13 protein-coding genes are annotated in these 11,522 nt (G+C 71.1%); 6 read left to right on the top strand and 7 right to left on the bottom strand.

Translation table 11 applies throughout. The annotated features are described in order from the left end of the window. Positions 1-58: 58 nt before the first annotated feature. The 3 genes from AAFN69_RS10295 to AAFN69_RS10285 form a co-directional block, all read right to left on the bottom strand. Positions 59-256: a hypothetical protein gene (locus tag AAFN69_RS10295; protein ID WP_347728033.1), complete on the bottom strand. Its 198-nt coding sequence runs from the start codon at positions 254-256 to the stop codon at positions 59-61. Beyond that, positions 253-894, bottom strand: coding sequence for a hypothetical protein (locus AAFN69_RS10290; protein WP_347728032.1), 642 nt, complete (start codon positions 892-894; stop codon positions 253-255). The genes AAFN69_RS10295 and AAFN69_RS10290 overlap by 4 nt, the downstream gene beginning before the upstream one ends. Positions 895-1,046: 152 nt before the next feature. Further along, positions 1,047-1,343 carry a WhiB family transcriptional regulator gene (locus AAFN69_RS10285; protein WP_347728031.1) on the bottom strand — a complete coding sequence of 99 codons (297 nt, stop codon included), beginning with the start codon at positions 1,341-1,343 and terminating at the stop codon, positions 1,047-1,049. Between the two features lie 182 nt (positions 1,344-1,525). Between AAFN69_RS10285 and AAFN69_RS10280 the strand changes: the two genes are divergently transcribed. Beyond that, complete coding sequence (locus AAFN69_RS10280; RefSeq protein WP_347728030.1) at positions 1,526-1,963, top strand: helix-turn-helix transcriptional regulator; 438 nt, start codon at positions 1,526-1,528, stop codon at positions 1,961-1,963. A 277-nt stretch (positions 1,964-2,240) separates the two neighbouring features. Further along, the gene (locus AAFN69_RS10275; RefSeq protein WP_347728029.1) at positions 2,241-3,083 is read left to right on the top strand and encodes a hypothetical protein; all 843 of its coding nucleotides are present in this window, start codon (positions 2,241-2,243) and stop codon (positions 3,081-3,083) included. Positions 3,084-3,127: 44 nt separating this feature from the next. Here AAFN69_RS10275 and AAFN69_RS10270 read toward each other — a convergent pair whose 3' ends face one another. The 4 genes from AAFN69_RS10270 to AAFN69_RS10255 form a co-directional block, all read right to left on the bottom strand. Beyond that, on the bottom strand, positions 3,128-3,676 hold the full coding sequence (locus tag AAFN69_RS10270; protein WP_347728028.1) for a Pycsar system effector family protein: 549 nt from the start codon (positions 3,674-3,676) through the stop codon (positions 3,128-3,130). A gap of 509 nt (positions 3,677-4,185) precedes the next feature. Then, positions 4,186-4,413, bottom strand: a complete 228-nt coding sequence (locus AAFN69_RS10265) for a hypothetical protein (protein WP_347728027.1) — start codon at positions 4,411-4,413, stop codon at positions 4,186-4,188. A gap of 207 nt (positions 4,414-4,620) precedes the next feature. Next, entirely contained in the window at positions 4,621-5,580 is a 960-nt protein-coding gene (locus tag AAFN69_RS10260) for a hypothetical protein (RefSeq protein WP_347728026.1), read from the bottom strand. Between the two features lie 151 nt (positions 5,581-5,731). Beyond that, positions 5,732-6,562 (bottom strand): Crp/Fnr family transcriptional regulator, encoded by an 831-nt coding sequence (locus tag AAFN69_RS10255; RefSeq protein WP_347728025.1) that lies wholly within the window; start codon positions 6,560-6,562, stop codon positions 5,732-5,734. 400 nt (positions 6,563-6,962) lie between these two features. Here AAFN69_RS10255 and rpsL point away from each other — a divergent pair, with 400 nt between their 5' ends. The 4 genes from rpsL to tuf all read left to right on the top strand — a co-directional run bounded on the left by rpsL (position 6,963) and on the right by tuf (position 11,347). Continuing rightward, entirely contained in the window at positions 6,963-7,334 is a 372-nt protein-coding gene (gene rpsL, locus AAFN69_RS10250) for a 30S ribosomal protein S12 (RefSeq protein ID WP_003948652.1), read from the top strand. 2 nt (positions 7,335-7,336) lie between these two features. Beyond that, positions 7,337-7,807, top strand: a complete 471-nt coding sequence (gene rpsG, locus AAFN69_RS10245; RefSeq protein WP_250923417.1) for a 30S ribosomal protein S7 — start codon at positions 7,337-7,339, stop codon at positions 7,805-7,807. 38 nt (positions 7,808-7,845) lie between these two features. Next, a complete protein-coding gene (gene fusA, locus AAFN69_RS10240; protein WP_347728024.1) occupies positions 7,846-9,972 on the top strand; it encodes an elongation factor G in 2,127 nt (708 codons plus the stop codon). A 181-nt stretch (positions 9,973-10,153) separates the two neighbouring features. Next, positions 10,154-11,347 carry an elongation factor Tu gene (tuf, locus tag AAFN69_RS10235; protein ID WP_347728023.1) on the top strand — a complete coding sequence of 398 codons (1,194 nt, stop codon included), beginning with the start codon at positions 10,154-10,156 and terminating at the stop codon, positions 11,345-11,347. Positions 11,348-11,522: the final 175 nt, after the last annotated feature.

Below are 11,522 nucleotides of genomic sequence, written 5' to 3'. Positions count from 1 at the left end.
CGGTCGCCCCGATGGGGGCGACCGCCTCTTCTCGTGTTCCGTCGTGCGGGGGAGCGGGTCAGGAGGCGAGCGGGCTCCCGCGCCGGGTCGCGCGCTCCGCCGCGAACACGTCCTCCAGCCGGTAGAGCTGGGCACGCCCCTGCCGTCCCGCCGGCGCGAGATGGCCGAGCTGGACCCATTTGCGGATGGTGGCCGGCACGACGCCCGCCTCGGCCGCGGCGAGTACGCCGGTGATCAGCGGTGCCCGCGCGGTCATCCCCGTACTCCCTCGCCGGCCTGTGCGGCCTCGTCCATCGAGGCGGCGATCTCCGCCCCGCCGGTGCCGGCGAGCACCGCCCACTCGCTCTCCCGCCAGGTGTGGCGGTGCGCCGGATCCGTGTCGCAGGCGCAGCCGCCGTCCGCGCAGCGGCAGCCCGGGTTCACACAGAGCACCGCGCGGCGGGCCGGGAAGGCGCGCAGCGAGACGGAGTCGCACCAGGGGCAGCGGCCCCCGAGACGGACCACGCACTCGGTGTCGCCGAGCACCCGGGCGCACCGCCCCGCCATCCGGCGGGCCTCGTCCCGGATGTGGTCGATGAGCTCGGGGTGGGCGGCGGCGCTGTCGAGCAGGCCGGCGATCCGGGCGAGCCGCTGCGGTACGCGCGCCCGGCGCGGCCGGCCGAGGCCGAGCTTCTCGTGGACGGCCTCGTCCAGCTCCACCACCCCGTCGGTGATGTCCCGGACGGTGTCCGACACATGGAGCCGCAGCGGGGCCGCGGGGTGGGTGGCCCGGGTGCGCCCGGTCCGGCCGGGGGAGGGGGAGCCGCCGCCCGGGGCGAGCTCCGCGAGGAGCTCGGGGAACTGGCGGTCGAGGGTGTCGATCCAGAGGGCGGCGCCGTGGACGGAGCTGGCCAAGGTTGCCTCCGAGGGGTCGGTGTGCGGCGCGGCGGATGTTCCCGCCGTCCGCGCCTGCTGGGTGTTCCGGAGCCGGTCCGCGGATCGGGCCGTGCTCGCGTGGGTGGTGTGTCTGGAGCGGGGGCGTAGCGCGGCTGCGCAGGATGTACGGGTCAGGTGCGCGCCCCGTCGCTCCGCGCACGCAGTGCGTGCGGGCGCGCAACATCACTGTGCCGGAGCCGCACCCGGCGTCCGTTGCGCCAGAGCCGGCCGCCGCTCACGCCGTCGAAGAAGCTCCGCGCCGGGGCCACCGTCTCCTCGCAACGGCGTGCCACCGGGCATCGCCGGCAGGCGTTCAGCGCAGGTAGGGCCTCCCTTTCCCGGCGAGCGAAGACGACCTGCGGAGGCATTCCGGAGCAGGCGGCGGAGGCGCGCCAGTCGGGCGGATCCGGGGGGAAGGGTGGACGCATGGCGGCGGCTCCTCGCGGACGGAGAGGTTGTTGCGAGTCCGCACCATTACATGTTGCGAGCTCGCGCGCAACAAGATGACCGTTATCCTGCCCATATTCGCTACCGTGCGCGCGCGGAATCACGTAATTACGTGCGTGCAAGCGCGATAGTCTGGGATTCGCTTCGGAGGGAGGCGACCAACATGACCGCAAGCGATCTTGACCAGTTCGCCGCCTGGGTCGAAGAGCTCATCCGGCGCCGCGGATTCGACATCGACAGCCCGCGCGGCGGCGGCAAATCCCGGCTCGCCGACGAGGCGGGCGTCCATCGCGCCGCCATCACCAGGCTTCTCCAGCGGCAGAGCATGCCCGATCTGGAGACGACCCGGCGTCTCGCGTACGTACTCGACGTACCCATGCGCGACATGCTCATCCGCTCCGGCCGCCTCACCGAGGAGGATCTGCCGCTGCCGCAGGCCGCCGACTCGGCGACGGCGGCTCCGCAGGTCCGCCGGCTGACGCTGGAGGAGGCCGCCGACGGCCTCGGTGTCCCGGAGGACCAGCGGGAGATGTTCATCAGGGTCGCCGGGCAGTTCATGCCGCCCGCGCCGGCCCGCCGCGCCCCGCTCGCCAAGAACTGACCCACCCCGCGCGGAGCCCCCAGGCTCCCGTGCGGGGCGTCCGGCGCCGCCCGTCGCGGTCCGCGCCGCCGCCGTGGCCACCCGGTCGGCCGGGTGCCGCGCGGCACGGCCCCCTGCCCGTCGAACCCGCTGCCAGTAAGCTGTCACGGTCCGTCCCCCCGCGTTCACACAGCTGTGAGCGCCGGGTAAAGGCCGACGGTGCCACCGGGCGTCACCAGGCACCCGCGGCATCCGCGGGCGGGAAGTGGCGGCGACCGGAGGCGAGCGAGAGAGACGGATGGCCGAGGGCGACGGGACGGGACACGGCGCGCACATACCGGCGACGGCACCCCCACCCCGCTCGGTCCCCGAGCCCTCTCCCGGCGATCTGCCCGGCCTGCTCGCGCTGCTCGGCCGGCTGCTGGAGGGACACCCTCCGGACGAGGTCGCCATACTCCTGCGCGAGGAGCTCGACCGGCGCGAGATCCGGGCGTACGCGGAGGGCTGGCGCGACGCCGCCGCCGAGTACGAACCGGTGCTGGAGGAGGCCCGGGCCGCCGCCGGTGCCGCCCGCCGTCTCCGGCTCGTCGATCGCACACCCGGCCAGGCCGCCGTCATCCCCTTCCCCCAGGACGACTTCCCCCGGGGTGACTTCCCCGGGGACGGCTTCCCGCGCAGCGATTTCCCCCGGGACGGTTTTCCCCGCGACAAGTTCTCCCCGGAGGATTTTCCCCGGGCGGAGCCTCCTCGCGACGGACACGACGGACACGACGAGCGTGGCGGATACGACGGACGCGACGGGCGGGCCCGCGGAGACGGCGCCCGGGCCGAGCACGGCATGACGGAGGACGGCGCCGGAGAGGACGGTGCCGCCCGGGACGAACCACGCCGTTCCGCCGGTCGCGGACGGCGCCCCGCCGATGCCCGGCGCACCGGCCGAGGCCGCCCCGCCCCGCCGGCCGACGGCACGGCCACCCCGGCCGGCGAGACCGGCGCCGAGGACCCGGAAGACCCCGCCTCCCGCGCCGCCCTCGCCCCCAAGAGCCGGAAGTCCAAGGTCCCGACCATCCCCCGGCTCACCGCGCCGCGCCGTCACCGCCGTGAGCCGCCGCCCGCACCGGACGGACCGGGCGGCGCCTGACAGGGCGCCTGACCGGGCGTCGGTGAGGGTCCGGTGAGTGGACGTCAGCCGATGAGCAGGGAGGCCGGCAGCAGAACCGTGCCGAAACTGAAGGTGATCAGCCCCGCCCGGATCCACCGGTGCTTCAGCGCCGCTATCCGGCTGGTCTCGGTGAGTGCCGTGGTCAGCCCGGCGCCGGCCGGCTGCTCCGCCGCCGCGCTGAGGGCCGCCGTCAACTGCCCCGTACGGGCCGCCTGCTGCACATCGCCGAAGTACGTCAGTGCCTGTCCGGGCCGCCAGCGCGCGCTCCCGTAGCGGGGGAGCACCGCCAGCAGCAGGGCGATGAGCGCCAGGGCGAAGGCGAGGGAACCGGTCCACCAGATCACCGTCGACAGTCCGGACAGATCGCCCGGCGACCAATTGCGCCCGGCCAGCAGCCCGCTGAACACACCCGCCGTCATCCCCAGCACCGCGACCAGGATGGACGCCTTGCTGTCCGCCTGGGCGATCTCGGTGCGCAGTTCGGCGAGCAGCCGCTCGGCCGGCCCGGCGTCCGCCGCCGCCGGGCGGTGCGGGGTGACCGTGAATCCCGGGACCGGGTCGGTGCTGTTCATGCGGGGGCGCCCTCCTGGCGGTCGTCGTCCGTGGTGCCGTGCTGTCCGCCGCCCACCGGTCCGGCGGGCGCCGGACGGGCCGGACTCGGCGGTACGGGAAAGGGCGCGGAGGTCTCGGGAGGGCCGGCGCTCCCGGGGCGTACCGCTCCCGGGCCCGGCGGTTCCCGGCCGGTGCGCCGGCGGAATCCGGCCATGTCGTGCCTCTCCCCGGAGCCGCCGGCGCAACGCGTCACGGCCGCTTGCCGTTCAGCGGATGTCCGGGAGGACGGTGCGCGGCCTCGCGGCGGACGGCGGCGGCGGTGCGCCGCCCTCGCCGGCACGGTCCGCGGCAGATGGGCCGACCGGCGGTGCTCGGCCCGGGTGGTGACCAGCGCGGGCGGCAGCGCGGCCGGCGCCCACTCGGCTGCGGCCGGCCGATGGGCGGCCAGGACCCACTCGCGCAGCCGGTCGAGCGCGGCCCGGTCGAGCGCGCGGTCGGTCGAGCGCGCGGTCGGCGAGCACGGGACCCGTCACAGCTCCGCGATGCCCCGGGCGGCCCGGTCGCCGTCGGATGCGGCCCGCGCGTGACGGGCCGGGAGGAGAGGGGTGCCGCCGCACCGCTCGTTCTCCTCCGTACGGGCACAGGCACGGGTGAAGCCGCCGAGTGCCGGATCGTGCGCGCCCCGGTCGTCGCCGACGGCGCGCAGCAGCTCCGCCAGGACCTCGCCGTCCGCGTCGGAGAGCAGCGGCAGGGCCACCGAATCGGCCGGTTCCCCGGCGAGCGGATCGCCGGGTGCGCCGTCGTCACCGGTGGTCCCCGTGCCGGGATCGCGGGCCGCGCCGCGCGGTGCGGCGAGGGTCTGCCGGGGGCGTCCGGGGCCGATCAGGGCGTACGTCCGGATCGCCGCTCCCCCGTCGCCACTCCGCTCGGTCCCCGCCCCCCGCGGTCGCCTCGTCGGTGTCGATCACCGCCACTCACCCCGGCCGGCGCCGCCGTGATACCCGCCGCCGGAGTCCGCCCCCGTCCCGCCCCGGGGGCCGGACCGGCCGTCCGGGATCAGACTGTGGCCGGAACACGGCGTGTCCCCGTGGAAGTGGACGGCCGCCCCCGCCGCCCCGCCGGCGGGGAGAAATGGACCCTGACGGGTCCCCGGCGCCGGCAGGTCCCCCGACCCGGCCGGCGCCGGAGCTGAAAGGGCCGCCTCGTCGGCGGCCCGGGAATCCCGGAGGGCGGCGAGCACCGCCGCCACGGTTCCGGGCGAGGAGTTCCCGAGGATTTCCGGTACCGGACGCGCCCCCGAGACGTCCGGTACCGGAGCCTCCCCCCGCTCACAGTGGTCCGAGAGGTGGCCGCTCGGCACCGGCCCGTGCAGCCATGCCCGGAGCGGCCCGTTCTTGCTGTCGACCGTGATCGGGTGGAAATCGGAGCGCGGCACGCCCGGATGGTCGTGGCGGACGATTCCGCTGTGCACCCCCTCCGACACACAGAGCGCGAAATCACCGGCCCGGTCGCGCAGCGCCGCCCGCAGCAGCTGGGCGTCGAGCAGCCGGCAGGCGTGGTTCAGATCGGAGCCCACCCAGCCCGCGTGCCGGTCGATGGCGACGTACCCGGTGGCCAGCACCCCCCGCAGCCGGATCTGCGCCGACCTGGACGCCATCCGGTTCACCGCGCGCAGCTGCACCGGTACGGCGGTCAGCAGGGTCCGCAGCAGGGCGGTCACCGAGGCGTTGGCGTCGATCAGCTCCATGACGGAGTCGCCCCGGTCGGCGCGCAGCCGCTGGGTCTCCTCGATACCGGCGGACTCCAGGACCTCATCGGTGATGTCGTAGAGCATCCGCCGCAGATAGGCCTGCTCGACATCGTCCCGGTCGCTGTACCTCTCGATGTCCAGCAGCAGAATCGTCCGGCTCACGGGCTCGCTCATGGTCGCCTTCCGGGGTGGAGATGCCGTTGGGGGAAATCCTGGCGGCAGTGGCGCGGAAGGCGTGAGGGCGGATGACGCACTCGAAGTGTGACCGTGTGCACAGAACGGATCCGGGGGACGGGGAAGCCCGCCCCGGCCCGCCCCACGCCGCCTACCCGGCCCCACCCGCCCCACCGACCTCACCGGTCCCGTCCGCCCCGCTCCCACCCCCGCCGGATCCACCCGGCCCGCCGCCCCCGCCCGCCCCGTCCCCGCCCGGCGCCCTCTCCGACCTGGCGATCCTGCGCAGAATGTCCGGCCGCATGATCAGCATCGTCCGCCGCCCCGTCGCCACCGCCCCCCGGTCCCGCAACTCCTTCAGCAGCCGCTGCACCATCTCCCGCGAGGCCCCCACCGACCCGGCCAGCTCCAGCTTGCTCAGCGGCACCGCCAGCTCGATCCCCGCCTCCGTGCGCCGCCCGTGCGTCCGCGCCAGATCCAGCAGCAGCGACGCGAACCTCTCCCGCACGCTCATCGACGCGAACTCCAGCCGGCGCCGGTCCGCCGCCCGGGTACGGTCCGAGGTCAGCCCCAGCAGGGCGAAGGAGACCGCGGGCGACCCGCTCAGGAATTCGGTGAAACGTCCCCGCTCGACCGCGACCGCCGCCACCTGCTCCAGCGCGGTCACCGTCGCCGACCTCGGCCGCCCGGTCAGCGCCGCCGACTCCCCGACGATGTCGCCGGGCCCGCGCAGCGCCAGCAGGGCCTCGTACCCGCTGGCGGCCGAGGCCGTGACCTTGGTCCAGCCGCGCACGATGATCAGGACGTGCGACGACGGCTCGTGCTGGTGCAGCACCACGACCCGGGGCGCGAAGTCGAGCCGGCTCCCGAGCGCCAGCAGCGCCGACCGGTCCTCGCTCTCCAGCCTGGCCAGAAACGGAACCCGGTCGTCGAGGCCGCCGTCACCGGGTGAGTACGCTCCGGGTGTGTACGCTGCCGCCATCCAGTCCCCCGATCGTCCCAGCGACGGAATCCCCGGCAACGTACTCAAGCGGGGCGCGGAATGGACCCCGAACGACCGGATCGGGCCACGAGCGGCCTCCCGCCTCCCACAGCACCCCTGATCAGGGGATGAATCGCCACCGGAGCTCCGGCGTGTCCCGGTGGACTCCATTTGTTTTGACCGCAGCCCATGCGGTAGGTACGCTCTGACCTTGTGCCTGGGGTGTGCCTGGGCTCCTGTGCGTGTCCTCAACCGCACGGCGAGTCCGCTTATCGGCCACCGCAATCTGCGCCTCCCCGCTGGTACAGCGGGACTCTCGCAGGCTCGACACACCCGACCGCGTGGGTCGGAGATGTTCCAGGTTAGTTTCAACGAACGGCACACAGAAACCGGAGAAGTAGTGCCTACGATCCAGCAGCTGGTCCGGAAGGGCCGGCAGGACAAGGTCGAGAAGAACAAGACGCCCGCACTTGAGGGTTCTCCTCAGCGCCGCGGCGTCTGCACGCGTGTGTTCACGACCACCCCGAAGAAGCCGAACTCGGCGCTCCGTAAGGTCGCGCGTGTGCGTCTGACCTCCGGTATCGAGGTCACGGCCTACATCCCGGGTGAGGGACACAACCTGCAGGAGCACTCCATCGTGCTCGTGCGTGGTGGCCGTGTGAAGGACCTGCCGGGTGTTCGTTACAAGATCATCCGCGGTTCGCTCGACACCCAGGGTGTCAAGAACCGCAAGCAGGCCCGCAGCCGCTACGGCGCCAAGAAGGAGAAGTAAGAATGCCTCGTAAGGGCCCCGCCCCGAAGCGCCCGGTCATCATCGACCCGGTCTACGGTTCTCCTCTGGTGACGTCGCTCATCAACAAGCTTCTGCTGAACGGCAAGCGTTCCACGGCCGAGCGGATCGTCTACGGCGCCATGGAAGGTCTTCGCGAGAAGACCGGTGCCGACCCGGTCATCACGCTGAAGCGCGCCCTCGAGAACGTCAAGCCGTCTCTCGAGGTCAAGTCCCGCCGTGTCGGTGGCGCCACCTACCAGGTGCCGATCGAGGTCAAGCCCGGTCGTGCCGCCACCCTGTCGCTCCGCTGGATCGTGGGTTACTCCCGCGCCCGCCGTGAGAAGACGATGACCGAGCGCCTCATGAACGAACTGCTCGACGCCTCGAACGGCCTCGGCGCTTCGGTCAAGAAGCGTGAGGACACGCACAAGATGGCCGAGTCCAACAAGGCCTTCGCGCACTACCGCTGGTAGTCGCTTACCCCATCGAGACCGAGAGAAGACTGAGCCATATGGCCACCACTTCGCTTGACCTGGCCAAGGTCCGCAACATTGGGATCATGGCCCACATCGACGCGGGCAAGACGACGACCACCGAGCGCATCCTGTTTTACACCGGTGTGAGCTACAAGATCGGTGAGGTCCACGACGGCGCTGCCACGATGGACTGGATGGAGCAGGAGCAGGAGCGCGGCATCACGATCACGTCCGCCGCGACGACCTGTCACTGGCCGCTCGAGGACGTCGATCACACCATCAACATCATCGACACCCCGGGTCACGTCGACTTCACCGTCGAGGTGGAGCGTTCGCTCCGCGTCCTCGACGGCGCTGTCACCGTGTTCGACGGCGTCGCCGGTGTTGAGCCGCAGTCCGAGACCGTCTGGCGTCAGGCGGACCGCTACGGCGTGCCGCGCATCTGCTTCGTCAACAAGCTCGACCGCACCGGTGCCGAGTTCCACCGCTGTGTCGACATGATCAAGGACCGCCTCGGCGCGACCCCGATCGTGATGCAGCTCCCCATCGGCGCCGAGATGGACTTCAAGGGTGTCGTCGACCTCGTCACCATGAAGGCCTTCGTCTGGTCCGCCGAGGCGACCAAGGGCGAGATGTACGACATCGTCGACATCCCGGACACCCACCTGGAAGCCGCCGAGGAGTACCGCGGCCGGCTCCTGGAGACCGTCTCCGAGAACGACGAAGAGCTGATGGAGCTGTACCTGGAGGGCGTCGAGCCCACCGTGGAGCAGCTGTACGCGGCCATCCGCCGCATCACCATCGCCTCCGGCAAGTCCAAGGACATCACGGTCACCCCGGTGTTCTGCGGTACCGCGTTCAAGAACAAGGGCGTCCAGCCCCTGCTCGACGCGGTCGTGCGCTACCTGCCGTCGCCCCTGGACGTCGAGGCCATCGAGGGCCACGACGTCAAGGACGCCGAGCTGGTCGTCAAGCGCAAGCCGTCGGACGACGAGCCGCTCGCGGCGCTGGCGTTCAAGATCATGAGCGACCCGCACCTCGGCAAGCTCACCTTCGTGCGCATCTACTCCGGCCGTCTGGAGTCCGGCACCGCGGTGCTGAACTCCGTGAAGGGCCGCAAGGAGCGCATCGGCAAGATCTACCGTATGCACGCGAACAAGCGTGAGGAGATCGCGTCGGTGGGCGCCGGTGACATCGTCGCCGTCATGGGCCTGAAGCAGACCACCACCGGTGAGACGCTCGCGGACGAGAAGAACCCGGTGATCCTGGAGTCCATGGACTTCCCGGCGCCGGTCATCGAGGTCGCGATCGAGCCCAAGTCCAAGGGTGACCAGGAGAAGCTGGGTGTCGCCATCCAGCGTCTCGCGGAGGAGGACCCCTCCTTCCAGGTGCACACCAACGAGGAGACCGGCCAGACCGTCATCGGCGGTATGGGCGAGCTTCACCTCGAGGTGCTGGTCGACCGGATGCGGCGCGAGTTCCGCGTCGAGGCCAACGTCGGCAAGCCGCAGGTCGCGTACCGCGAGACGATCCGCAAGGCCGTCGACCGCGTGGACTACACCCACAAGAAGCAGACCGGTGGTACCGGTCAGTTCGCGAAGGTGCAGATCGCGATCGAGCCCATCGAGGGCGGCGACGCGGCGTACGAGTTCGTGAACAAGGTCACCGGTGGCCGCATCCCCCGGGAGTACATCCCCTCGGTGGACGCGGGTGCGCAGGAGGCCATGCAGTTCGGCATCCTGGCCGGCTACGAGATGACCGGCGTCCGCCTGACGCTGCTCGACGGTGGCTACCACGAGGTCGACTCCTCCGAGCTCGCCTTCAAGATCGCCGGTTCGCAGGCGTTCAAGGAGGCCGCGCGCAAGGCCAGCCCCGTGCTGCTCGAGCCGATGATGTCGGTCGAGGTGACCACGCCCGAGGACTACATGGGCGATGTCATCGGCGACATCAACTCCCGCCGTGGCCAGATCCAGGCCATGGAGGACCGGGCGGGTGCCAAGGTCGTCAAGGGCCTGGTTCCGCTCTCGGAGATGTTCGGCTACGTCGGAGACCTCCGCAGCAAGACCTCGGGTCGCGCAAGCTACTCGATGCAGTTCGACTCCTACGCCGAGGTTCCCAGGAACGTCGCCGAGGAGATCATCGCGAAGGCCAAGGGCGAGTAACTCACCCGAGTACACGCTTTAGGCTTATCACCGGAGCCTGCCGGGGCATTCCATCCCGAACCTGCGTATCCACGGATATGCGGGGACTATGGAGGGAATGCCCCCGGGCCCCGGTTATCCAGCAAAGATCACCTGGCGCCGATGAGTAAGGCGTACAGAACCACTCCCCAGGAGGACCCCAGTGGCGAAGGCGAAGTTCGAGCGGACTAAGCCGCACGTCAACATCGGCACCATCGGTCACATCGACCACGGTAAGACGACCCTCACGGCCGCCATTACCAAGGTGCTGCACGACAAGTACCCGGACCTGAACGAGGCCTCGGCCTTCGATCAGATCGACAAGGCTCCTGAGGAGCGTCAGCGCGGTATCACCATCTCGATCGCGCACGTCGAGTACCAGACGGAGTCGCGTCACTACGCGCACGTCGACTGCCCGGGTCACGCGGACTACATCAAGAACATGATCACCGGTGCGGCCCAGATGGACGGCGCGATCCTCGTGGTCGCCGCCACCGACGGCCCGATGCCGCAGACCAAGGAGCACGTCCTCCTGGCCCGCCAGGTCGGCGTTCCCTACATCGTCGTCGCCCTGAACAAGGCCGACATGGTGGACGACGAGGAGATCCTGGAGCTCGTCGAGCTCGAGGTCCGTGAGCTCCTCTCCGAGTACGAGTTCCCGGGCGACGACCTGCCGGTCGTCAAGGTCTCGGCGCTCAAGGCGCTCGAGGGCGACAAGGAGTGGGGCGAGTCCGTCCTCAACCTGATGGCCGCCGTCGACGAGTCGATCCCGCAGCCCGAGCGTGACGTCGACAAGCCGTTCCTGATGCCGATCGAGGACGTCTTCACGATCACCGGTCGTGGCACCGTCGTCACCGGTCGTATCGAGCGTGGTGTCCTCAAGGTCAACGAGACCGTCGACATCGTCGGCATCAAGACCGAGAAGACCACCACCACGGTCACCGGCATCGAGATGTTCCGCAAGCTGCTCGACGAGGGCCAGGCCGGTGAGAACGTCGGTCTGCTCCTCCGTGGCATCAAGCGCGAGGACGTCGAGCGCGGCCAGGTCATCATCAAGCCCGGTTCGGTCACGCCGCACACCGAGTTCGAGGCCCAGGCCTACATCCTGTCGAAGGACGAGGGTGGCCGTCACACCCCGTTCTTCAACAACTACCGCCCGCAGTTCTACTTCCGTACCACGGACGTGACCGGCGTGGTGACCCTCCCCGAGGGCACCGAGATGGTCATGCCGGGTGACAACACCGTCATGACGGTGAACCTCATCCAGCCCGTCGCCATGGAAGAGGGCCTGAAGTTCGCCATCCGTGAGGGTGGCCGGACCGTGGGCGCCGGCCAGGTCACCAAGATCGTCAAGTGAATTTGACTGTCTGACCCGGCCGCTCCGCAGGAGCTCCGAGGAAGGGGCCCCGCACCGACAGGTGCGGGGCCCCTTTCGCGTCCCCCGGGGAAGCGAGGGTGCGAACGGGTTGGTCAGGCCCGCTCGCGTCTGTGCAGACGGATTTCCGGCCTCCGGGGTTGCCCGGCCGCCGGAC

Origin of the sequence: Streptomyces sp. CAU 1734 (assembly GCF_039888735.1) — a bacterium.
Classification (GTDB): Bacteria; Actinomycetota; Actinomycetes; order Streptomycetales; family Streptomycetaceae; genus Streptomyces.
The sequence above is the reverse complement of the archived record's forward strand: the minus strand, read 5'-3'. Positions and strand labels throughout refer to the sequence as shown.

What these genes read in the sequence shown, in the direction of transcription:
- AAFN69_RS10285 (WP_347728031.1), bottom strand. Translation starts at nt 1,343, where the DNA reads ATGCGTCCACCCTTCCCCCCGGATCCGCCCGACTGGCGCGCCTCCGCC.
- AAFN69_RS10260 (WP_347728026.1), bottom strand. Translation starts at nt 5,580, where the DNA reads ATGAGCGAGCCCGTGAGCCGGACGATTCTGCTGCTGGACATCGAGAGG.
- fusA (WP_347728024.1), top strand. Translation starts at nt 7,846, where the DNA reads ATGGCCACCACTTCGCTTGACCTGGCCAAGGTCCGCAACATTGGGATC.
- AAFN69_RS10270 (WP_347728028.1), bottom strand. Translation starts at nt 3,676, where the DNA reads ATGAACAGCACCGACCCGGTCCCGGGATTCACGGTCACCCCGCACCGC.
- AAFN69_RS10275 (WP_347728029.1), top strand. Translation starts at nt 2,241, where the DNA reads ATGGCCGAGGGCGACGGGACGGGACACGGCGCGCACATACCGGCGACG.
- AAFN69_RS10295 (WP_347728033.1), bottom strand. Translation starts at nt 256, where the DNA reads ATGACCGCGCGGGCACCGCTGATCACCGGCGTACTCGCCGCGGCCGAG.
- AAFN69_RS10280 (WP_347728030.1), top strand. Translation starts at nt 1,526, where the DNA reads ATGACCGCAAGCGATCTTGACCAGTTCGCCGCCTGGGTCGAAGAGCTC.
- rpsG (WP_250923417.1), top strand. Translation starts at nt 7,337, where the DNA reads ATGCCTCGTAAGGGCCCCGCCCCGAAGCGCCCGGTCATCATCGACCCG.
- AAFN69_RS10255 (WP_347728025.1), bottom strand. Translation starts at nt 6,562, where the DNA reads ATGGCGGCAGCGTACACACCCGGAGCGTACTCACCCGGTGACGGCGGC.